This window comes from Micromonospora matsumotoense (assembly GCF_050951065.1).
Classification (GTDB): Bacteria; Actinomycetota; Actinomycetes; order Mycobacteriales; family Micromonosporaceae; genus Micromonospora; species Micromonospora matsumotoensis.
Window position 1 is genome coordinate 3,088,781 of the sequence record NZ_CP192025.1, and the last position, 21,394, is coordinate 3,110,174.

Below are 21,394 nucleotides of genomic sequence, written 5' to 3' on the forward strand. Positions count from 1 at the left end.
TCCCCACCGCCTCCGGGCGGCACCGCGCGACAAAGGACAACCCCGATGCAGAACGAGATCGACACCGCGCCGCCCATCGACGACGGCATCGAACCCATCGCCATCGTCGGGCTCGCCGCCCGGCTGCCCGGCGCCGCCGACGTCGGCGAGTTCTGGCGCAACCTGGTCGACGGCGTGGAGTCGGTCACCGAGCTGAGCCGGGACGAGCAGCTCGCCCGGGGCGCCACTGTCGACGAGGTCGACGACCCGGGCTGGGTGAGCCGGGCCCCGCTGATCGACGGGTACGACACCTTCGACGCCGGGCTGTTCGGGATGACCAGCCGCGAGGCGGAGATGACCGACCCGCAGCACCGGCTGTTCCTGGAGAGCTGCTACACCGCGTTGCAGGACGCCGGGTACGACCCGGCCCGCTACCCCGGTGCGGTCGGTGTGTACGCCGGCACCGGCGGCAACACCTACCTGCACCGGTTCGTCCTGCGTAACAAGCGGGTCGGCGGCAACCCGCACGGGGCGGTCTCGCTGGCCACCGGCAACTCGCCGAACTACGTGGCCACCAACGTGTCGTACCGGCTGGATCTGCGCGGGCCGAGCCTGACCGTGCACACCGCCTGTTCCACCTCGCTGGTCGCCTTCCACCTGGCCTGCGAGGCGCTGCGCAACCACGAGTGCGACATGGCGCTGGCCGGTGGCGTCAACGTGGAGCTGCCGCACGTCGGCTACCTGGGCATGGACGGCTTCACCTCGCCCGACGGCAGGTGCCGTCCGTTCGACGCCGGCGCCAACGGCACGGTCTGGGGCAGTGGCGTCGGGGTGACCCTGCTCAAGCGGCTCTCCGACGCGATCGCCGACGGCGACGCGATCCGCGCGGTGGTGCTCGGCAACGCCATCAACAACGACGGCGCCGGAAAGGTCGGCTTCACCGCCCCCAGCGTCGACGGACAGGTGGAGGCGATCGCCCAGGCGGTCGGGATGGCCGGGATCGACCCGCGCAGCATCAGCTACGTCGAGGCGCACGGCACCGGCACCGCGCTGGGCGACCCGATCGAGGTGGCCGCGCTGTCGGCCGTGTTCACCCGGGACACCGACGAGCGGGGCTGGTGCGGCATCGGCTCGGTGAAGTCCAACATCGGGCACCTCAGCCAGCCGTCCGGCATCGTCAGCGTGATCAAGGCGGTGCTGGCGATGGAGCACGGGCTGATCCCGCCGACGATCAACTACGAGACGCCCAACCCGGGCATCGACTTCGCCGACACCCCGTTCTACGTGGCGAACACCCTGACCAAGTGGGACACCGAGGGTGGGCCGCGGCGGGCCGGGGTCAGCTCGTTCGGCATCGGCGGCACCAACGCGCACGTGGTGCTCGAGGAGGCGCCGGCGGCGTACCGGGTGGATCGCCGGGTCCGGCCGGCGCAGCTGCTGCACGTGTCGGCGAAGACCGCGACGGCCCTGGACACCGCCGTGGCGCGGCTCGCCGACCACCTGGCGGACGCTGCCGACGGCGGGCCGGAGCTGCTGGCCGACGTGGCGCACACGCTGCGGGTGGGCCGGCAGGAGTATCCGCACCGGGTGGCCGTGGTCGCCGCCGAACTGCCCGAGGCGGTGACCGCGCTGCGCACCCCGCGCCGCCGCCAGTCCGGGGTGGTCGACGGCGCCGCGCCCCGTACCGCGTTCCTCTTCTCCGGCCAGGGGGCCCAGTACGCCGGGATGGGCGCACAGCTCTACGCCGAGGAGCCGGCCTTCGCGGCCACCATCGACGAGTGCGCGACGCTGCTCCACCCGGAGCTGGGCCTGGACCTGCGGGAGCTGATCCTGGGCCGCGATCCGCAGGCGGCGGAGAAGCTCACCGAGACCCGCTACACCCAGCCGGCCCTGTTCGTCGTCGAGTACGCCCTGGCGCTGCTCTGGCAACGGGCCGGGGTCCGCCCGGCGGCGATGATCGGCCACTCGATCGGTGAGTACGTCGCCGCCACCGTCGCGGGGGTGCTGAGCCTGCCGGACGCGCTGCGGGTGGTCGCCGCCCGGGGCCGGCTGATGCAGTCGATGCCGGCCGGGGCGATGCTGGCCGTCTCGCTCGACGAGGCGCAGGTCGCCGCCCGGCTGCCCGAGGGGCTCGCCATCGCGACCGTCAACGGCCCCGGCACCTGCGTGGTGGCCGGCGAGAGCGCCGCCGTCGCCGCGTTCGCCGACAGCCTCGGCGGCAAGAACAAGAGCAAGCCGCTGCGCACTTCGCACGCGTTCCACTCGCCGATGATGGACCCGATCCTGGCGGAGTTCACCGCGCTGATGGCGACGGTGCCGCTGCGCGCGCCGGGCATCCCGTTCCTGTCCAACGTGACCGGCACCTGGATCACCGCCGAGCAGGCCACCGACCCGGCGTACTGGGCGGCGCACCTGCGCCAGCCGGTGCGTTTCGGCGACTGCGTGGCGACCCTGCTCGGCGCGGGCACCTGGGCACTGCTGGAGTGCGGGCCGGGCCGGCAACTGGCCAACCTGGCCCGGATGCAGGTCGCCAAGGGCACCCCGGAGCAGCGGGCGCTGACCCCGCTGGGCAGCCTGCCCGGCCCCGGTGAGCCGGCCGGCGACCTGGCCTCCCTGCTCACCAGCGCCGGGGCGCTGTGGTGCGCCGGGATCGCGGTGCGGTGGGACGCCGACCCGGCCGCCCGGCGGGTGCCGCTGCCGACGTACCCGTTCGAGCGTCGCCGCCACTGGGCGGACCCGGACCCGGTGGCGGCGGTGGCCGAGGCGCCGGTGGAGGCCGGTCCGCGTCCGCTGCCGCAGTGGTTCGCGGTGCCGGTGTGGCGGCAGGCCGCCGCCGACCCGGCGACCGTGCCGGCGGGCCGTTGCCTGGTGTTCGCCGCCGGTCCGCGCGCCGACGCGCTGGTCACCGCGCTGCGGACCGCCGGCGACGACCCGGTCGTGGTACGCCCCGGCGCGGCGTTCGCGGCGGCCGACGACGGTTACCGGCTGCGCCCCGGCCACCGGGAGGACCACGACGCGCTGGTCGCGGCGTTGACCGTCGACGGGTTGCCGGACCGGCTGGTGCACGCCTTCGCCCTGGACGGCACGCCGGCCGGCATCGACGCGACGGCCGCCTGGGACGCCCAGCAGCGCGGCTTCTTCGACGCCCTGCACCTGGTGCAGGCGCTCGCCGGGGCGGGGTCCACCGCCGAGGACCGGGCGCTCACCCTGGACCTGGTCACCGCAGGCGTCGGCGACGTCACCGGTGCCGACCTGGTCCGGCCCGAGCACGCGACCCTCGCCGGCCTGGCCCGGGTGCTGCCGGCCGAACTGCCCGGCCTGGCCGTCCGGCTGGTCGACGCCGACCCGGCCGGCGACGGCGTCGATGCGCTCGCCGCCGAGCTGCGCCGCCCGGTCGACCCGGAGCGGACCGAGCTGACGCTGCGCGGCACCCGCCGTTGGGTGACCGGATACGAGCAGGTCACCGTCGCCGCCGAGACCGCGCCGGGGGCGCTGCGCGACGGTGGTCGGTACCTGGTCACCGGTGGGCTCGGCGGCATCGGCGTCACCCTCGCCGAGGACTTCGCCCGGCGGGCCGGGGCGAAACTGGTGCTGCTGGCCCGTTCCGGGTTGCCGCCGCGCGAGCGGTGGGACGACCACCTGGCGGTGCACGGTGGCGCGGACCGGGCGGGTCGGGCCATCGCGGCGATCCGCCGGATGGAGGCGGCCGGGGCGACGGTGCTGGTGCTCGCCGCCGACGTCACCGACCCGGCCGACCTGCGGCGGGTCCGGGCCACCGTCGAGGCCGAGTTCGGTGGGCTGGACGGCATCGTGCACGCCGCCGGCCTGCCCGGTGGCGGGATGGCCGAGGTCAAGGAGCGGGCCGACGCGGAGCGGGTGCTCGCCCCGAAGCTCACCGGCACCCTGGCACTGGCCGAGGTCTTCGGTGACCTGCCGCTGGACTTCGTGGTGCTCTGCTCGTCGATCACCTCGGTGATCGGTGGGTTCGGTCAGGTCGACTACTGCGCGGCGAACGCCTTCCTCGACGCGTTCGCCCGGTCCGGCGCGGGTTTCCGGGCCCCGGTGCTGTCGCAGAACTGGGGTGGCTGGGCGGAGGTCGGCATGGCGGTGGAGACCGCCGCCCCGGCCGCGTTCCGGGCCGCCGGCCGGGACACCGTCACCACGCCGGTGGACCACCCGGTGCTCACCACGAAGGTGGTCGGCCCGGAGTCGACCGTGCTGCACGGGCTGGTCTCCGCCGGTACCCACTGGCTGCTCGACGAGCACCGCATCGGCGGGGTGCCGGTGGTGCCCGGCACCGCCCACCTGGAGTCGGTGCGGGCCGCGGTGGTGGCGGGGCTGACCAGCCCTGCGCCGCAGGCCGCGGTGGAGCTGCGCGACGTGGTGTTCCTGGAGCCGTTCGCGGTGCCCGAGGGCACCGTCGCCCAGTACCGGGTGGAGCTGACCACGGCCGAGGAGGGCGTCGACTTCGCGGTCCGCAGCCTCGCCGCCGGCCAGCTCCGCACCCACGTGCGGGGGTCGGCGGGCTGGACCGTCGAGGCCGCCCCGGCGGCCCGGGTGCCGGTGGTCGACGGCCGGCGGGTCGACGACGACGCCTCGTTCGGCCGGGGCCGGACCAGCATGTTGACCTTCGGCCCGCGCTGGGCCTCGCTGGCCGAGCACCGGCTCGGCGACGGCGAGGAGCTGGCCCGGATCGTGGCGCCGGAGCCGGTCCGGGCCGACCTGCCGGCGTGGGGGCTGCACCCGGCGCTGCTGGACGTGGCCACCGCCTTCGGCCGGGGCCAGGGCGACGGCACCTACCTGCCGCTGTCCTACGGGCGGATCGTGGTGCGCGGGCCACTGCCGGCGGTGTTCCACAGCCACCTGCGGCACCGGGCCAGCACCACCGACGAGGTGGTCGCCGCCGACCTGTCGCTCACCGACACCGAGGGGCGGGAACTGGTCGCGATCGGCGACTTCGTGCTGCGTCGGGTCGACCAGGGCGCGGTCACCGGCGGGTTGACCGGCACCGCCGACGCGGGCCCGGCCGAGCCGACGGCCGGGGCGCTCACCGAGGACATCCGCCCGGTCGACGGCGCGGAGGCGTTCCGTCGTAGCCTGACCGCCGGTCTCGGCGCGCAGGTGGTGATCGCCACCCGCCCGGTCGAGGAGATCCGGCGGCGGGCCGCCCGGGTGACCACGGACAGCCTGGAGCAGGACCCGGAGCCGACGACCACCGCCCCGGCGACGACCGGGGGCGGCTCGGCGGCCCCCCGTACCGAGTTGGAGATCACCATCGCCGGGGTGTGGCGGGACGGGCTGGGGGTGGCCGAGGTCGGGGTGGACGACGACTTCTTCGCCCTCGGCGGCAACTCGCTGGTCGCGGTGCAGTTGATCGCCGCGATGCGCAAGGCGACCGGGGTCCGGCTGCCGATGCGCAGCCTCTTCGAGACCCCCACCGTCGCCGGCCTGGCCGAGCGGATCGCCCACCTGCGGGCCACCGCCGCCGACGAACCGGCCGCGCCGGCCCCCATCCCCGCCATCCCGCGGCTACCCCGCGCCTGACGTCGAGAAATCAGGAGACCACGCCATGAGCGACACGATCGCCACGCTGCCGGTCGTCGTCGAGAACGACGGCACACCCTTGACCGAGCTGATCGACCGACGTCGGGCCGAGCTGCGCGCCACCCTCGTCACGCACGGCGGGCTGCTGTTCCGCGGCTTCGACGTGGGCGGGGTGGACGGCTTCGACGCGGTCGTCCGGGCGTTCTCCGGCGAGCCGCTGACCTACACCGAGCGGTCCTCGCCCCGGCACGCCATCAAGGGGAAGGTCTACACCTCGACCGACTACCCGCCGGACGAGGAGATCTTCCTGCACAACGAGAACTCCTACCAGGCGCGCTGGCCGCTGACGTTGTTCTTCTACTGCCTGACCGCGCCGCAGACCCTCGGCGCGACGCCGCTGGCCGACGTGCGCCGGGTGTACGCCGAGATCGACCCGGCGGTGCGGGAGGAGTTCGTCCGCCGGCGCTGGCTGCTGGTGCGCAACTTCCACGCCGACTTCGGCACCCGCTGGCAGGACGTCTTCGGCACCGACGACCGGGCCCAGGTGCAGGCGTACGCGACGGCGAACCGGATCGACCTGGAGTGGGTCGGCAAGGACGGCCTGCGGACCCGGGCGGTGCGCGACGTGGTGCACCACCGGCCCGGCTCGGACGCCCCGCGCTGGTTCAACCACGCCACCTTCTTCCACCTGAGCACCCTGCCGAAGGACTACCAGGAGGGGTTGCTGGCGATGTTCGGCGCCGACGGGCTGCCGGCGAACACCTACTACGGCGACGGCGGCGAGATCCCCGCCGACGTGATGGACCACCTGCGGGCCGCATACCGGGCGGCCAGCGTCCGCTTCGACTACCGGCGCGACGACGTGCTGGTGGTCGACAACATGACCGCCGCGCACGGGCGGGAGCCGTTCACCGGCCCCCGCAAGATCGCCGTCGCGATGGCCGAACCGCACACCCCCGACACCGCTGGAGCGAACTGATGGCCGACACCCGATTCCTGGTCGTCCGCAACGACGAGGAGCAGTACTCGATCTGGGCGGCCGACCGCGACCTGCCCGCCGGGTGGCACGACGCGGGCTTCACCGGCGGCCGCGAGGAGTGCCTGGCCCACGTCGACGAGGTCTGGACCGACATGCGTCCGCGTTCGGTACGGGAGCAGACGGCATGACCCGCGAGTGGACCTTCCCCGCCTCCTTCGCCCAGGAGCGGGTCTGGATCGCCAACCAGCTCGACCCGGCCTCCCCGGTCTACAACGTGTCGGTCCCGTGCCGGCTGTCGGCCGACCTGGACGCCGACGCCGTGACGGGGGTGTTCGACCAGGTCGTCGCCCGGCACGAGGCGCTGCGGACCCACCTGCGGGTCGACGACGGCACACTGGTGCAGGTGGTCCGGGAGCACGAGCCGGCCCGGCTGCCCACCGACGACCTGCGGGACCTGCCCGCCGGGGAGCAGTTCGCGCGGTACACGGCGCTGCGCGCCGAACTGGCCCGGACCGCCATCGCGTTGGACGCGCCGCCGCTGTGGCGGGCCCGGTTGGTCCGGGTCGACGAGGGCTGGACGCTGCTGCTCGTGGTGCACCATGCCATCTTCGACAGCCACTCGGCGGTGCTGTTCGGCGCCGAGATCACCGCGTTCGCACAGGCCGCGGCGACCGGTGCGCCGGCCGCCGTGCCGGAACTGCCCATCCAGTACGCCGACTTCGCGGTCTGGCAGCGTGACCAGCTCACCGGCGCGGAGCGGGACCGGCAGCTCGCCTTCTGGACCGGTCACCTGGCCGGTGCCCCGAAGGCCACCGGCCTGCCACTGGACCGGCCCCGTCCGGCCCAGCTCGGTTTCGCCGGCGACGAGGTCCGCTTCGACCTGCCCGACGGGCTGCTCGAGCGGATCGCCCGGCTGGCCGCCGGGTCGGCGGTCACCCCGTACATGGTGCTGCTGGCGGGTTTCGCGGCGCTGCTGTCGCGGATCTCCGGCGACACCGACGTGGTGGTCGGGGTCTCCACCGCTGGCCGGGAGACCGCCGAGCTGACCCCGCTGATCGGGATGTTCGTCAACCCGGTGGCGTTGCGCTGCGACGTCGGCGGGGACCCGCGCTTCACGGACCTGCTGGGGCGGGTGCGCGACGGGCTGGTCGACGCCCTGGAACACGGGCAGACCCCGTTCCAGGCGATCGTCGAGGCGGTCGCCCCGGAGCGGGACCCGTCGGTGCAGCCGATCTTCCAGACCGCGCTGAACTTCATCCCCGACTCCGGGCTGGACCCGGTGGAGCTGGGCACCACCAAGGACGACCTCGCCTTCGACATCACCACGGGGGAGAGCCGGCTGGTCTACCGCACCGCGCTGTTCGACCGGGCCACCGCCGAGGCGGTCGTGACCCGCTACGTCCGGCTGCTCGACGCGGCGGTCGCCGACCCGCAGCAGCCGGTCTCCGCGCTGCCGTTGCTCGCCGACGCCGAACGGGACCTGGTGCGGGGCGCCTGGGCCGGGGTGGGCGCGGCCGGTCCGTCGTCCACCGTGGTCGACGAGGTGCAGCGGCAGGTGACGGCCACCCCGGCCGCCACCGCACTGGTCTGCGACGACGTCACGTGGTCGTACGCGCAGCTCAACGCCGCCGCGAACCGGCTGGCCCGGGTGCTGGTGGCCCGGGGCGCCGGCCCGGAGACCCGGGTGGCGCTGGCCCTGCCACGCGGCCCGGAGCTGCTGGTGGCGATCCTCGCCGTACTCAAGGCGGGGGCCGCGTACGTGCCGGTGGACACCGGTTACCCGGCGGGCCGGATCGGCTACCTGCTCACCGACGCCGCCCCGGCGCTGGTGCTGGCGGTCTCGGAGACCGCCACCCTGGTGCCGGCGGACGCGCTGCTGCTCGACGGCGTGCTCGCCGGCGACCGGCCCTCCACCGGCCGCCCCGACGGCGACCGCACCGCCGCCGGCCTGGCCGACCCCGGTCGGGACGGAGCCGGCTCCACCGCCGCCGGCCGGGACGAGGCGGATCTCACCGACGCCGACCGGGTCGCGCCGTTGCGCCCGGAACACCCCGGTTACGTGCTCTACACCTCCGGTTCGACCGGCCGGCCCAAGGGCGTGGTGGTGGAACACCGGGCGATCACCGCGTACCTGGCCTGGGCCCGGGACACCTACCCGGGGCTGGCCGGCACCGCGCTGCTGCACTCGCCGGTCTCCTTCGACCTGACGGTGACCGGGCTGCTCGGCCCGCTCACCGCCGGTGGCACCGTCCGGCTGGCCGGGATCGACTCCCCGGCGGCCCGGGTGGGTGGGCGGCCGACCTTCCTCAAGGTCACCCCGAGCCACCTGCCGCTGCTGGACGCGGAGTTGTCGCCCACCACCGACCTGGTGATCGGCGGCGAGGCGCTCACCGGTGAGCAGCTCACCGACTGGCGGGCCGCGCACCCGGACGTCGCGGTGGTCAACGAGTACGGCCCGACCGAGGCCACCGTCGGCTGCGTCGCCGCCCGGCTCGCCCCCGGCCAGCCGGTGCCGGCGGGCCCGGTGTCGATCGGCCGGCCCACCGCCACCAGCCGGGTGTACCTGCTCGACGCCGCGTTCCAGCCGGTTCCGCCCGGGGTGGTCGGCGAGCTGTTCGTCGCCGGTGACCAGTTGGCGCGGGGCTACCTGGGCCGGCCCGGCCTGACCGCCGAGCGCTTCCTGCCCTGCCCGTACGGCCCGCCGGGGCAGCGGATGTACCACACCGGCGACCTGGCCCGGTGGCGGGCCGACGGCACCCTGGACTACCTGGGCCGCCGCGACGACCAGGTGAAGGTGCGCGGGATGCGCATCGAGCTGGGTGAGATCGAGGCGGCGATGCGGGAGCACCCGGAGGTCCGGGAGGCGGCGGTGGCCGTCCGCACCGACTCGGGGGAGCCGACCCTGGTCGGTTACCACGTCGGCACCGCCGAGGAGGCGCACCTCGCCGCCGAGTTGGGCCGGGAGCTGCCGGCGCACCTGGTGCCGACCGCGTTCGTCCGGCTCGACGCGTTGCCGCTGACCCCGAACGGCAAGCTGGACCGGGCGGCGCTGCCCGCTCCACCGGAGTCCGTCGCGGGGGACGGCTACGTCCCGCCGCGCACCGACGCCGAGACCCTGGTCGCCGAGGTGTATGCCGACATCCTCCAGGTGGAGAAGGTCGGCGCGCTGGACGACTTCTTCACCCTCGGCGGCAACTCGCTGCGCGGGATGCGGGCGATGGCCCGGATCCGCGCCGAGGTGGACGTCGACCTGCCGATGCGGGCGCTGTTCGGCAGCCCCGTGGTGGCCGACCTGGCCGCCCAGATCGAGGCGCACATCGCCGCCGAGCTGGACGGCCTTTCCGAGACCGAAGTCGCCGCGCTGTTGGCGGCGGAGAAGGACACCCCCGCATGACGGACCTGAAGGATTCCCGGGATGCCGCCCGGGCGGCGCTGATCGCCCAACGGCTGCGCCGACGGCAGGCCACCCCCGCCGCCCGTGTCACGCCGAGGCCCGAGGACGCCGAGGTGCCGCTGTCGTACGCCCAGGAGCGGGTCTGGTTCATGGACCAGCTCGCCCCGGGCGAGGCGGCGTACCACATCGCGGTGCCGTTGCGGGTGCGTGGCCCGCTCGACGTCACGGCGCTGCGCGCCGCCCTCGCCGCGCTGACCGCCCGGCACGAGTCACTGCGCAGCCGGTTCCCCGCCGACGCCGACGGCAAGCCCACAGTGGTCGTCGCCGACGCGGTCGAGGTGCCGTTGACCGTGGTCGACGCCCCCGACGAGCGGGCCGCACGGGAGTTGGTGGAGGCGGCCTCGCTCGCGCCGTTCGACCTGGCGGCCGGGCCGCTGCTGCGGGCGCTGCTGATCCGGCTGGCCGCCGACGACCACGTGCTGTTCCTCAGCAAGCACCACATCGTCGGCGACGGCTGGTCGGTCGACGTGCTGCTGCGCGACCTGATCACCGCCTACCGGGGTGGCGACCTGCCCACCCTGCCCGTGCAGTACGGCGACTTCGCCGTCTGGGAGGCGCAGGAACTGGCCGGCCCGGCGGCCCGGTCGCACCTGGACTGGTGGAAGTCCCGGCTGGCCGGGATCACCCCGCTGGAGCTGCCGCTGGACCGGCCCCGCCCGGCCACCCAGACCTACCGGGGGGACTTCGTCGAGTTCCGGCTGACCCCGGCGGAGACCGAGCGGCTGACCACCCTCACCCGGGCGGCCGGCGGCACCCTGTTCATGACGCTGCTCGCCGCCTACCAGGTCTTCCTGGCCCGGCACGCCGGCCAGGAGGACTTCGCGGTCGGCGCGTCGGTGGCCGGCCGGTCCGCCCCGGAGCTGGAGAACCTCGTCGGCATGTTCATCAACATGCTGCCGATGCGGGCCGAGTTGGGCGGCGACCCGACCTTCGTCGAGCTGCTGGAACGCACCCGGCGCAGTGTGCTGGACGGCTTCGAGCACGCCGAGGTGCCGTTCGCGAAGGTGGTCCACGAGCTGGGGCTGCCCCGCGACGTCAGCCGGTCGCCGGTGTTCCAGGCCATGTTCGTGTTGCAGAACTACGAGATGGGCCGGTTCACCGAGGTCTCCGACGCCACCGACGTGACGTTCGACTGGACCCCGATGGAGCTGCGGGCCACCCGGTTCGACTTCGAGCTGCACGCCGTGGAGACCGCCGACGGGCTCTGGGGCAAGCTGGTCTTCAACACCGACCTGTTCGACCGGGCCACCGTGGACCGGATGGCCGCCCGCTGGTGCGCCCTGCTGCGCGCGGTGGGGGCGACCCCGGACGTGGCGGTCTCGGCGCTGGACCTGCGCGCCGCCGACGAGCGGACGCTGTTGGCGTCCTGGAACGACACCGACGCCGACTTCCCCGCCGCCGAGACGCTGCACGGCCCGATCGAGGCACGGGCGGCGGCCACCCCGGACGCGGTGGCGGTGACCATCGAGGGCGTCCCGACGACGTACGCGCAGCTGAACGCCGCCGCGAACCGGGTGGCGCACCGACTGCGGGCGGCCGGTGTCGGCCCGGAGACCCTGGTCGGGGTCTGCGCGGAACGCTCCGTCGAGCTGGTCGCCGGGTTGCTCGGCGTGCTCAAGGCCGGTGGGGCCTACCTGCCGCTGGACCCGGAGTACCCGGCCGACCGGCTGGCCTTCATGCTGACCGACGCCGCCGCGCCGGTGGTGCTGGTCCAGGAGCAGTTGCGCGACGTGCTGCCGCGCGTCGACGCGACGGTGCTGGCCCTGGACGACCCGGCGGTCTGGGCCGACCAGCCGGACACCGACCCGACCCCGCTGGCCGGGCCGGGGCACCTGGCGTACGTGATCTACACCTCGGGTTCGACGGGTCGCCCGAAGGGGGTGCCGAACACCCACCGGGGCATCGTCAACCGGCTCGACTGGATGCAGAAGACCTACCGGCTCGACGCCGACGACGCGGTGCTGCAGAAGACCCCGGCCAGCTTCGACGTGTCGGTGTGGGAGTTCTTCTGGCCGCTGCGCACCGGGGCCCGGTTGGTGCTGGCCAAGCCGGGCGGGCAGAAGGACGCCGGCTACCTGCGTGACGTGCTGGTGGCCGAGCGGGTCACCACCGCCCACTTCGTCCCGTCGATGCTGACGGTGTTCCTGGCCGAGGAGGGGGTGGAAGCGGCCTCGGCGCTGCGGCGGGTGATCTGTTCCGGCGAGGAGCTGCCGCTGGCCTCGGCGGTCGACTTCACCGCCCGGCTGCCGCACTGCGAACTGCACAACCTGTACGGCCCGACCGAGGCGGCGATCGACGTCAGCGCCTGGCACTGCGACCCGGCGCTGCTGGCCGGGTTGAGCGGGGTGCCGATCGGTGGGCCGATCGCCAACCTGCGGCTGCACGTGCTCGACCCGGCGGGCCGTGAGTGCCCGATCGGGGTGGCCGGTGAGCTGCACATCGGCGGGGTGGGGCTGGCCCGCGGCTACCACCGCCGGCCGGCGCTGACCGCCGAGCGGTTCGTGCCGGACCCGTTCTCCGGTGTGCCGGGCGCCCGGCTGTACCGCACCGGTGACCTGGCCCGCTGGGTGCCCGACCCGGCGGGGGTGGGCGTACCGACCGGGTCGGCCGGCACCGGTGCGGACGCCGACGGGAACGCCCGGCCGGCCGGGGTGATCGAGTTCCTGGGCCGGATCGACCACCAGGTCAAGCTGCGCGGCCTGCGGATCGAGCTGGGTGAGATCGAGAGTGCCCTGCGCGAGCAGCCCGAGGTGGCCGAGGCCACGGTGATCGTCCGGGAGGACAGCCCCGGCGACAAGCGGCTCACCGCCTACCTGGTGGGTGGGGCCGAGCACGCCGCGCTCAAGACGGCGCTGAAGGAGACCCTGCCGGAGTACATGGTGCCGGCCGCGTTCGTCACCCTGGACGCGTTACCGCTGACCCCGAACGGCAAGCTGGACCGCCGGGCGTTGCCCGCGCCGGTGGTCACCCGTGAGGCGTCGGTGGCCCTGGTCGAGCCGCGCGACGACACCGAGCGGCTGCTCGCCGGGATATGGTCGGAGGTGCTGGGGGTGCCGACGCTCGGCATCGACGACGACTTCTTCGACCTGGGTGGGCACTCGATGCTCGCCACCCAGGTGGTGGCGAAGATCCGTCGGGCGGAACACGGCGGCCGGGCGGTCGGCGTGATGGACCTGTTCCAGCAGCGCACCATCCGCGAGCTGGCCGTGTTCATGACCGGTGACGCCGAGGCGGCCGGCCCACGCCGGCTGCTCTACGAGCTGACCAAGCCGATCCCGGCCGGCCGGCGGGTGCTCAGCTACGTCTGCGTCCCGTACGGCGGCGGCAGCGCCATCGTCTACCAACCGCTGGCCGACGCGTTGCCGGCCGGGCACGCCCTGTGGTCGCTGGCCATCCCCGGCCACGACGTCGGCCTGACCGAGGCCGCCCTGCCGTTCGACGAGCTGACCAGCCGGGTGGCCGCCGAGATCGTGGAGCGGATCGAGGGTCCGCTCGCCCTCTACGGCCACTGCGGGGTGGGCAGCGCGATCATCGCGGAGGTGGCCCGCAAGGTGGAGGCCGCCGGCCGGGAGCTGGAGGTCGTCTACATCGGGGCGATGTTCCCGTTCGCCCGCCCGAAGGGCGCGTTCGCGGCGCTGCGCAACCGGCTGGAGCAGCTCAGCAGCAACCGGCACTATGCGAGCTGGCTCAAGAGCATGGGGGTGGACACCGACGAGCTGGAGCCGGAGCAGGCCGACCGGATCATCAGCAACATGCGGGCCGACTCCCGCGCGTCGGAGGAGTACTTCACCGGGCTGCTGGACCGGGGCGCCGAGAAGCTGCGTGCGCCGATCGTCTCGGTGGTCGGCTCCGAGGACCCGGTGACCGACTACCACGCCGAGCGGTACGCGGAGTGGCAGTTCCTCAGCGACACCCTCGGCCTGGTGGTGCTCGACCAGGCCGGTCACTTCTTCCTCAAGTACCGGGCCGACGAGCTGGCCGAGATCGTCACCCAGGTGCACCCGGCGGTCCGGGCCGGGGACGTCTCCGCGCTCGGCCCGGATGCCCGGGGGGAGGACGCCGGTTGGGTGGTCGCCGACCACCAGCGGATCGGCGACGCCGACGCGCCCGCCCCGGCGGTGGTGAAACCGAGCATGGCCCGGTTCGTCGCGGTCACCGCCGGGCAGTTGGTCTCCACCACCGGGTCGGCGTTGACCGCGTTCGCCCTGCCGATCTGGCTGTTCACCCGGACCGGCTCGGTGGCCGACCTGGGGCTGCTCTGGGCGTTGGCGCTGATCTGCGGCGTGCTGATGCTGCCGGTGGCCGGCGCGCTCACCGACCGGATCAGCCGGCGGCGGATCATGATGATCGCGAGCTGCGTCTCCGGTTCCGTCCAGCTCGTCCTCGCCGCCCTGCTCTGGACCGACAACCTGGCGCTGTGGCACATCTACGGCCTGGTGGCGCTGAGTCAGGTGGCCGGATCGTTCCAACGGATCGCCTTCCAGTCGGCGGTGCCGCAACTGGTGCCGAAGCGCTACCTCGGTCACGCGATGGGCATCACCCAGCTCTCCAGCGGTTTCGCCCTGCTGCTGATGCCGGTCTTCGCGGCCGGCCTGCTCGCCGCGATCGGCCTGAAGGGCATCCTGCTGATCGACGTGGCGAGCTACGTGGTGGCGGTGCTGACGCTGGCCGTGGTCCGCTTCCCCGACCTGCTCGGCTGGCGGCCCCGGGAGCGGCTGCTGGTGGCGATCGCCAACGGCCTGCGCTACTCGTGGCGGCACAAGGGTTTCCGGTTGATGCTCGGCTACTTCGCGCTGGGCAACATCTTCCTGGCCCCGGCCCTGGTGCTCACCACCCCGCTGGTGCTGTCGTTCGGCACCGCCACCCAGGTCGCCCAGGTGGCCCTGGCCGAGGCGGTCGGGGCGGTGGTCGGCGGCGTGCTGATGTCGCTGTGGGGTGGCCCCCGGCACCGGCGCATGATCGGGGTGCTGATCGGCAACCTGGGCACCGCCGTCGGGTGCCTGCTGATCGGTCTGGACGCCTCCGTGATCATGATCTCCTTCGGGGCGTTCTGGCTCGCGATGGCGATGACCACCGCCCAGTCGATCTACGCCACGATCGTGCAGGTCAAGGTGCCGCAGCGGTTCCACGGCCGGGTCTTCAGCCTGAACCAGACGATCTCCTGGTCGACCCTGCCGATCGGCTTCGCGTTGCTCGCCCCGGGCGCGACCGCCCTGTTCGAGCCGATGCTCGCCGACGGCGGGGCGCTCGCCGGTTCGGTGGGCGCGGTGATCGGCACCGGTCCCGGCCGGGGCATCGGCTTCGCGTACGTCTGCTTCGGGCTGGCCCTGGTGCTGATCACGCTCGGCGGGTTCGCGATCCGGATGCTGCGCCGGTTCGACATCGAGGTGCCCGACTCGCTCCCCGACGACCTGATCGGGGCGCAGGAGCGGCAGCGGCGGATCGCCGAGCGGGCGAAGTCCCGCCCGGAACCGGCGTCGGTCGCCGGCTGACCGATCCGCGCGGGTACGGCGGCGTCGAGGCGTCGTCGTACCCGCGCGGCCGGGACACCCGACCGCGACGGTTTCCCCGGGGACGGTGCCGACTCAGGGGCAGTCGCCGCGGTCGGGGCTGGTCAGGCCGGCTCGGGCGGGTCGGCGAGGTCGCCGTCCGACGGTTCCTGCGGCTCGGCCACCCAGGCGGAGAAGACCGGCACCCCGTGCCACGGCCCGGTCCCGTCCGCGCGGTGGTCGGTGGCCACCGCCAGCACCGCGTACGGGTGCCCGAAGCGCAGCTCGGCGGTCCGGCGGACACCCTCCGGCGGGAGACTGGTCAGGGCGAACGCCCCGGTCACCGCGGCGGCCTCGAAGCCGTACCGGCCGTAGTGGGCCACCGCCGCCTGCCGGGCCTCGACGCCCACCTGGGTGCCGAGCAGCCCACCCAGCGCCCGCCCCACCGCCGCGAACCCCAACCCGGGGGCGGTCAGATCGTGCTCGTCCTGCGCCGACCAGCAGGGCAGCACCGCGTGCCGGCGCTCCTCCCGACCGTCCCGGGCCGAGGTGCGGACCCGCTCCTCCCGCAGCGTCCCGAGCGGACCCGCCCCCAGCGGCAGGTCGAACAGCGACCGCCGGCCCGGTTCCCCGTCCACCGCCGCGCCGGCCAGCGCGTAGCCGGCGGCGAGCACGTCGGCCGGGCGGACCGTCGGGTCGGCGAGCACCGAGAGCACCACCACCCCGGCCCCGTCGCGTTCCACCGCCGCGGCGGCGTGCACGGCGACGTCACCGGCCGATCCGGTCGACGCGATCCAGGCCCGGTGCCCGTGCTCCGGGGTGCGCAGCGCCCGGCCCAGCTTTCCGGCCCAGTCGCCGACCGTCCGGTCCGCGTCGGCGTCGGTGGGCCGGTCGGGGCCGAGCGCCGAGCCGGGTACCAGGTCGAACGGGGCGGCCCAGGAGATCCGGGTGGCCAGGGCGCCGGCCAGCGCCAGCAGCACCCGGGGGGAGACGGTCAGCGGGAACCGGTCGATCAGCCCCAGGGTGTGCTCGCGGGCCCAGGCGTCCAGGCCCGCCTGGTCGGGCAGCGGACCGGTGGTGGTGGCCCGGGGCAGCCCGCCCCGCCAGCCGGCCAGCGGGCCGGTGTCCGCACCGGGGCGGTGCCAGACGGCGGTGGCCGACGGCACCAGCAGGTGTGGCCGGTCCAGCAGGGCGGCGGCCGTCGCCGCGGCGGTCTCCCCGTCGACGCCGAGCACCTCGGCCAGTTCCGCCCGGACCGCGCCGGTGGCGGCCGGCGCGGCGAGCGCCAGCAGCAGCCAGGCACCGAGCGGGGAGGCGACGTGGTGCCGGTCGCCGATGGCGGCGTGCAGCCGGGCGGCGTACCGGGCCAGCGGGGCGTACGGGATCGTCGTCATGCCCCCACTGTGCCCACCGTTCGTGCTTCCGGCACCCCGGGTCAGGACCAGAGCTCGAACGGTTCGTCGATCCGCTCACCGGCCAGGAAGCCGGTGAGCAGCTCGGGCAGCCGGCCCGGGTAGAACCGGGCGGTGCTGGTGACGATCTCCTCGACCGGCCACCAGCGGAAGCCGAAGTAGTCCTCCACCTCGTAGTCGAGCCGGTCGGCGCCGTCGATGTCCGGCGCGGTGGCGTCGAGGCGTACCGTCAGGACCACCTCGTCCTGGACGTGCCGCAACCGACGGTGGATGAAGCTGGCCCGCCGCCGCCAGGTGGGCGGGCCGAGCTGCGCGGCCGTGACCACGAAGCCGGTCTCCTCGCGCAGCTCCCGCAACGCGGTCTGGGGGTACGTCTCACCGGGGTCGACGCCCCCGCCGGGCAGTTCCCACCAGGTGCCCAGCCGGGGGTGCTCCGGGTCGCGGGTGTGGAACAGCAGGATCAGGTCGTCCCGGTCGCGGACCACCAGCCGGACGGCGGTGCGTTCGATCACCGGCAGGTCCCGGGGCAGTTCGGTCACGGGTCTCCCTCGACGGGGCACCGGCCGGGCGGCGGCGGTGCGACGATGGCGATCATGGCGGAGCTCTTCGGTGAGGTGGCGGCCGACTACGACGAGATCCGGCCGGGGTATCCGGCCGCCCTCGCCGCCACCATCCTCGCCTATCACGGCGGACCGCCCTCCCGGCTGGTCGAGGTCGGCGCGGGCACCGGCCTGGCCACCGCCCTGCTGCGCGACCTCGCCGCTGCCGCTGCCGAGCCTGCCCGCCCTGTGCCGGGCGTCGTCGGGCCGGATGTCGTCGGGCCGGGACCGGCGGGTCCGCCCCGCCCCGGCCTGGACGGTGCCGGCCGTGCCGACCGGGAGCGTGCCGGGCCGGTGCGGACCCGGGTGACCTGTGTCGAGCCGGACGCCCGGATGGCGGCGGTGCTGGCCGCCCGGTTCCCCGACGTCGAGGTGGTGGTGACCCGGTTCGCGCAGTGGTCGCCGCCACCGGGCGGCGTGCCCCTGCTGGCCTGCGCGTTGGCCTGGCACTGGCTCGATCCGGCCACCCGCAACCGGCAGGCCCACGACGCGCTGACCCCCGGCGGCACCCTGGCCGTCTTCGCCCACCGTTACGACTACGTCGACCCGGCGCATTCGGCGGCGGTCCGGGCGGCGTTCGAGTCGGTCGACCCGGTCCCGCACCACGACCAGCCGGAGGACTGGTTCCACGCGGACATCACCGCGAGCGGACTCTTCACCGACGTCCGATCGGTGGCCTTCCGTCGGCCGGTGCCACTGACCACGGCGGGATACCAGCGGCTCGTCGACACCTTCTCCCCGCAACTGCGCCGCCCACCGGAGCTGCGGGACCGGGTCCGCGCGGCGATCGGCGTCGCCGTCGACGGCTTCGGCGGCACCGTCACCCTCGACCTGCGGACCACGCTGGTGCTGGCCCGCCGGCCAGCCTGAAAATCGGTGGGCGGGTCGTGTCGATCCCGCCGGGTTCCCGTTCGACCTGGGGATGAGAGGGTCGACCGGCGACCCGACAGCGAGGAGCGACGATGGCCAAGTACATGCTGATCATGCGGGGCACGGACGAGTCCATGGCGACGATGATGGACACGCCCTTCGAGGAGATGCTGGAGACGGTGGGGCGGTTCAACGAGGAGCTGATCCGGGCGGGCGTGCTGGTGGCCGCCGAGGGCCTGGAGGACCCGGCCCAGACCGTGGTGGTCGACTACAGCGGGGAGACCCCGGTCGTCACCGACGGCCCGTACGGCGAGACGAAGGAGCTGTTCGGCGGCTTCTACCTGCTCGACGTGGCGTCGAAGGAGGAGGCCGTCGAGTGGGCCCGGCGGATGCCGGCGATCAGCGGCAGCAAGTGCGAGGTCCGCCGGGTGCCGGGCATCGACGAGTTCCCGCAGGACAACGAGTGGATCGTCAGGGAGCGGGCGTGGCGCGAGCGGACCGGCCAGCTCTGAGCACCGTGACCTCCGACGGCCTGCCGAGCGCCGGGTCGGCGCGGCGGGCCGTCGAGGCGCTCTGGCGCATCGAGTCCGCCCGGATCGTCGGGGCGCTGGCCCGGTTCACCGGCGACTTCGCGCTCGCCGAGGACGTCGCGCAGGAGGCGGTGGCGCAGGCGCTGGTCGGCTGGGCGCGCGACGGGGTGCCGGCCAACCCGGTGGGCTGGCTGCTCACCACCGCCCGGCGGCGCGCGGTCGACGCGTTCCGCCGCCGGGCGGCGCTCGACGCGCGGTACGCCGTGCTCGCCGGTCAGCTCGCCGAGGGCGCTGGTGGTTCCCCCACCGACGAACTGCCGTGGGACCCCGACCGGGTCGACGACGACGTCCTCGCGCTGATGTTCGTGGCGTGCCATCCGGTGCTCTCGCCCGAGGCCCGGTTGGCGCTGACGTTGCGGGTGGTCGGTGGCCTGTCGAGCGAGGAGATCGCCCGGGCGTTGCTGGTCCCGGTGCCCACCGTCCAGGCGCGGATCACCCGGGCGAAGAAGACGATCGCCGCCGCGGGGGTGCCGTTCGCGCTCCCCGAAGCACCGCAGCGGCGGGAGCGGCTCGGCGCGGTCCTGAACGTGCTCTATGTGATCTTCACCGAGGGGGCGACGGCGACCGCCGGTGACCAGCTGCTCCGACCCGACCTGGCGTACGAGGCGATCCGGTTGGCCCGGACGCTGGCCGCGCTGCTGCCCGCCGAGCCGGAGGTGCACGGCCTGCTCGCCCTGTGCGAGTTGACGGCCGCGCGGTTCCCGGCCCGGGTCGACGCCGACGGCGAGGCGGTGCTGCTGGCGGATCAGGACCGGCGTCGGTGGGACCGGTCGGCGATCCGGCGGGGGGTGGCGGCGCTCGGCCGGGCTGTGGCGTTGGGGCGGGGCCTCGGGCCGTACGGGTTGCAGGCGTCGATCGCCGCCTGCCACGCCGGCGCCGTCTCGGTGGCGCAGACCGACTGGGCCCGGGTGGTGCTCCTCTACGAGGCGCTCGGCCGGGTGGCGCCGTCGCCGGTCGTCGCGCTGAACCGGGCCGTGGCGGTGGCGATGGCCGACGGGCCGCAGCAGGCGTTGTCCCTGGTGGACGAGGTGGCCGCCGCCGGCCGGCTGGCCGGGTCGTACCTGCTGCCGAGCGTGCGGGGCGAGCTGCTCGCCCGGCTCGGTCGGACCGCCGAGGCGCGGGCGGAGCTGGAGTTCGCCGCCCGGTTGTGCGGCAATCTCCGTGAGCGGGCGGTGCTGCTGCGCAAGGTCGACGCCCTCGGCGGGTGAGCTGGGCGGGACGGCGGTAGGCTGCCCGCCGTGGCAGGTCTGTTGAGGAACGTGGCGACCCGGCTCGGCCGGGTGACCGGCGTGGTCGGCGCGCGGCAGGGCACCCCCGGGGCGATCCCGGCGCAGGTGGCCCGGCGTCGGCAGCTCAGCGCCCTGCAACGCCGGGAGCTGTCGTACGCCCCCGAGCCGGACGGGCAGGCCGACCCGGGGGAGATCGTCTGGACCTGGGTGCCCTACGAGGACGACCCGAGGCAGGGCAAGGACCGCCCGGTGCTGGTGGTCGGCCGGTCCAGTCGCACCCTGTTCGGGCTGATGCTGTCCAGCCAGAGTGAGCGGGACGGTCAGCGGCACTGGCTGGCGCTGGGCCCGGGGGAGTGGGACCGCGACTCCCGACCCAGTTGGGTACGCCTGGACCGGGTGCTCACCATGCGGGAGGACGGCATCCGCCGGGAGGGCGCGGTGCTGGACCGGGGTCGCTTCGACCGGGTCGGCCAGGCGCTGCGGGCTGGTTACGGCTGGCGCTGACCTCGGTCGGCCGCCCGACCGGCCGGCGGCGGTGGTGCGTCCCGCCGACCGGCGGTGGGTCTCAGCACTCGGCGAGGCGGGCCGCGTCGAGCAGTTGCCGGGGTGACTGACGGCTGGTGACGCCCTTCGCCCGGTACATCGCGGCGTCGGCCCGGCACAGCGCGTCGGCCAGTTGGGTGGGGCCGGTGACCGGGGCGAGCCCGACCGAGGCGGTGACCCGGACGCTGCACGGGCCCAGCGGGATGGGGGCGGCCATGGCCTCGCAGAGCCGCCGGGTGGCGTGGTCGATCCAGCGCCGGTCGACCGACGGGCTGGCCAGCAGGCCGGCGAACTCGTCGCCGCCGAGTCGGGCGACCAGGTTGTCCCCGGCGAAGGCGGCCAGCCGTTGGGCGACGCTGACCAGCACCTGGTCGCCGGCGGCGTGCCCGAAGCGGTCGTTGACCTGTTTGAAGTCGTTGAGGTCGAGGACGACCGCGATGAGGGGTTGCCCGCCCGCGTCGGTGAGCAGCGCGGCGGCCAGCCGGTAGAAGGCCCGGCGGTTGGGTAGCCCGGTGAGCGGGTCGTGGCTGGCGGCGTGCCGTTCGGCGGCGAGTTCGGCCTGGAGGTGCTCCAGTTCCGCCTCGGCCTGCAGGGCCCGGCGGCGTAGCTGCCACACCGAGACCAGGGCCCCGGCTGCGGAGACGCCGGACGCGACGGTCAACGGATCCGGCACGGGTCCTCCCTCGCAGTGTCGGCGTACGACCCG

General features: G+C 74.7%; 12 protein-coding genes. 9 read left to right on the forward strand and 3 right to left on the reverse strand.

What is annotated here, in order from left to right; all coding sequences use genetic code 11:
- The first annotated feature begins 45 nt into the window (after nt 1-45).
- Genes ACQP1S_RS13515 through ACQP1S_RS13535 form a run of 5 tightly spaced genes read left to right on the forward strand, consistent with a single transcriptional unit; the run spans nt 46 to nt 15,448 of the window.
- Nucleotides 46-5,523 (forward strand): SDR family NAD(P)-dependent oxidoreductase, encoded by a 5,478-nt coding sequence (locus ACQP1S_RS13515; RefSeq protein WP_432906768.1) that lies wholly within the window; start codon nt 46-48, stop codon nt 5,521-5,523.
- 25 nt (nt 5,524-5,548) lie between these two features.
- Nucleotides 5,549-6,502: a TauD/TfdA family dioxygenase gene (locus ACQP1S_RS13520; RefSeq protein ID WP_432906769.1), complete on the forward strand. Its 954-nt coding sequence runs from the start codon at nt 5,549-5,551 to the stop codon at nt 6,500-6,502.
- Nucleotides 6,502-6,690 carry an MbtH family protein gene (locus ACQP1S_RS13525; protein WP_432906771.1) on the forward strand — a complete coding sequence of 63 codons (189 nt, stop codon included), beginning with the start codon at nt 6,502-6,504 and terminating at the stop codon, nt 6,688-6,690. The genes ACQP1S_RS13520 and ACQP1S_RS13525 overlap by 1 nt, the downstream gene beginning before the upstream one ends.
- Nucleotides 6,687-9,896, forward strand: coding sequence for a non-ribosomal peptide synthetase (locus ACQP1S_RS13530; protein ID WP_432906773.1), 3,210 nt, complete (start codon nt 6,687-6,689; stop codon nt 9,894-9,896). The genes ACQP1S_RS13525 and ACQP1S_RS13530 overlap by 4 nt, the downstream gene beginning before the upstream one ends.
- Entirely contained in the window at nt 9,893-15,448 is a 5,556-nt protein-coding gene (locus ACQP1S_RS13535; protein ID WP_432906774.1) for a non-ribosomal peptide synthetase/MFS transporter, read from the forward strand. The genes ACQP1S_RS13530 and ACQP1S_RS13535 overlap by 4 nt, the downstream gene beginning before the upstream one ends.
- A 122-nt stretch (nt 15,449-15,570) precedes the next feature.
- Here the strand turns inward: ACQP1S_RS13535 and ACQP1S_RS13540 are convergent, their stop codons facing one another.
- Both ACQP1S_RS13540 and ACQP1S_RS13545 read right to left on the reverse strand, forming a co-directional pair.
- On the reverse strand, nt 15,571-16,839 hold the full coding sequence (locus ACQP1S_RS13540) for a hypothetical protein (protein ID WP_432906776.1): 1,269 nt from the start codon (nt 16,837-16,839) through the stop codon (nt 15,571-15,573).
- A 41-nt stretch (nt 16,840-16,880) separates the two neighbouring features.
- Entirely contained in the window at nt 16,881-17,396 is a 516-nt protein-coding gene (locus ACQP1S_RS13545) for an NUDIX hydrolase (protein ID WP_432906778.1), read from the reverse strand.
- Nucleotides 17,397-17,450: 54 nt separating this feature from the next.
- Here ACQP1S_RS13545 and ACQP1S_RS13550 point away from each other — a divergent pair, with 54 nt between their 5' ends.
- From ACQP1S_RS13550 to ACQP1S_RS13565, 4 genes are all read left to right on the forward strand, one after another.
- Nucleotides 17,451-18,326 carry a class I SAM-dependent methyltransferase gene (locus ACQP1S_RS13550; protein ID WP_432906780.1) on the forward strand — a complete coding sequence of 292 codons (876 nt, stop codon included), beginning with the start codon at nt 17,451-17,453 and terminating at the stop codon, nt 18,324-18,326.
- Between the two features lie 92 nt (nt 18,327-18,418).
- Nucleotides 18,419-18,838, forward strand: coding sequence for a YciI family protein (locus tag ACQP1S_RS13555; RefSeq protein WP_432906782.1), 420 nt, complete (start codon nt 18,419-18,421; stop codon nt 18,836-18,838).
- A complete protein-coding gene (locus ACQP1S_RS13560) occupies nt 18,811-20,124 on the forward strand; it encodes an RNA polymerase sigma factor (protein ID WP_432906784.1) in 1,314 nt (437 codons plus the stop codon). The genes ACQP1S_RS13555 and ACQP1S_RS13560 overlap by 28 nt, the downstream gene beginning before the upstream one ends.
- 30 nt (nt 20,125-20,154) lie before the next feature.
- Nucleotides 20,155-20,649 (forward strand): type II toxin-antitoxin system PemK/MazF family toxin, encoded by a 495-nt coding sequence (locus ACQP1S_RS13565; RefSeq protein ID WP_432906785.1) that lies wholly within the window; start codon nt 20,155-20,157, stop codon nt 20,647-20,649.
- Nucleotides 20,650-20,710: 61 nt separating this feature from the next.
- Here ACQP1S_RS13565 and ACQP1S_RS13570 read toward each other — a convergent pair whose 3' ends face one another.
- Complete coding sequence (locus ACQP1S_RS13570; protein WP_432906787.1) at nt 20,711-21,361, reverse strand: GGDEF domain-containing protein; 651 nt, start codon at nt 21,359-21,361, stop codon at nt 20,711-20,713.
- Nucleotides 21,362-21,394: the final 33 nt, after the last annotated feature.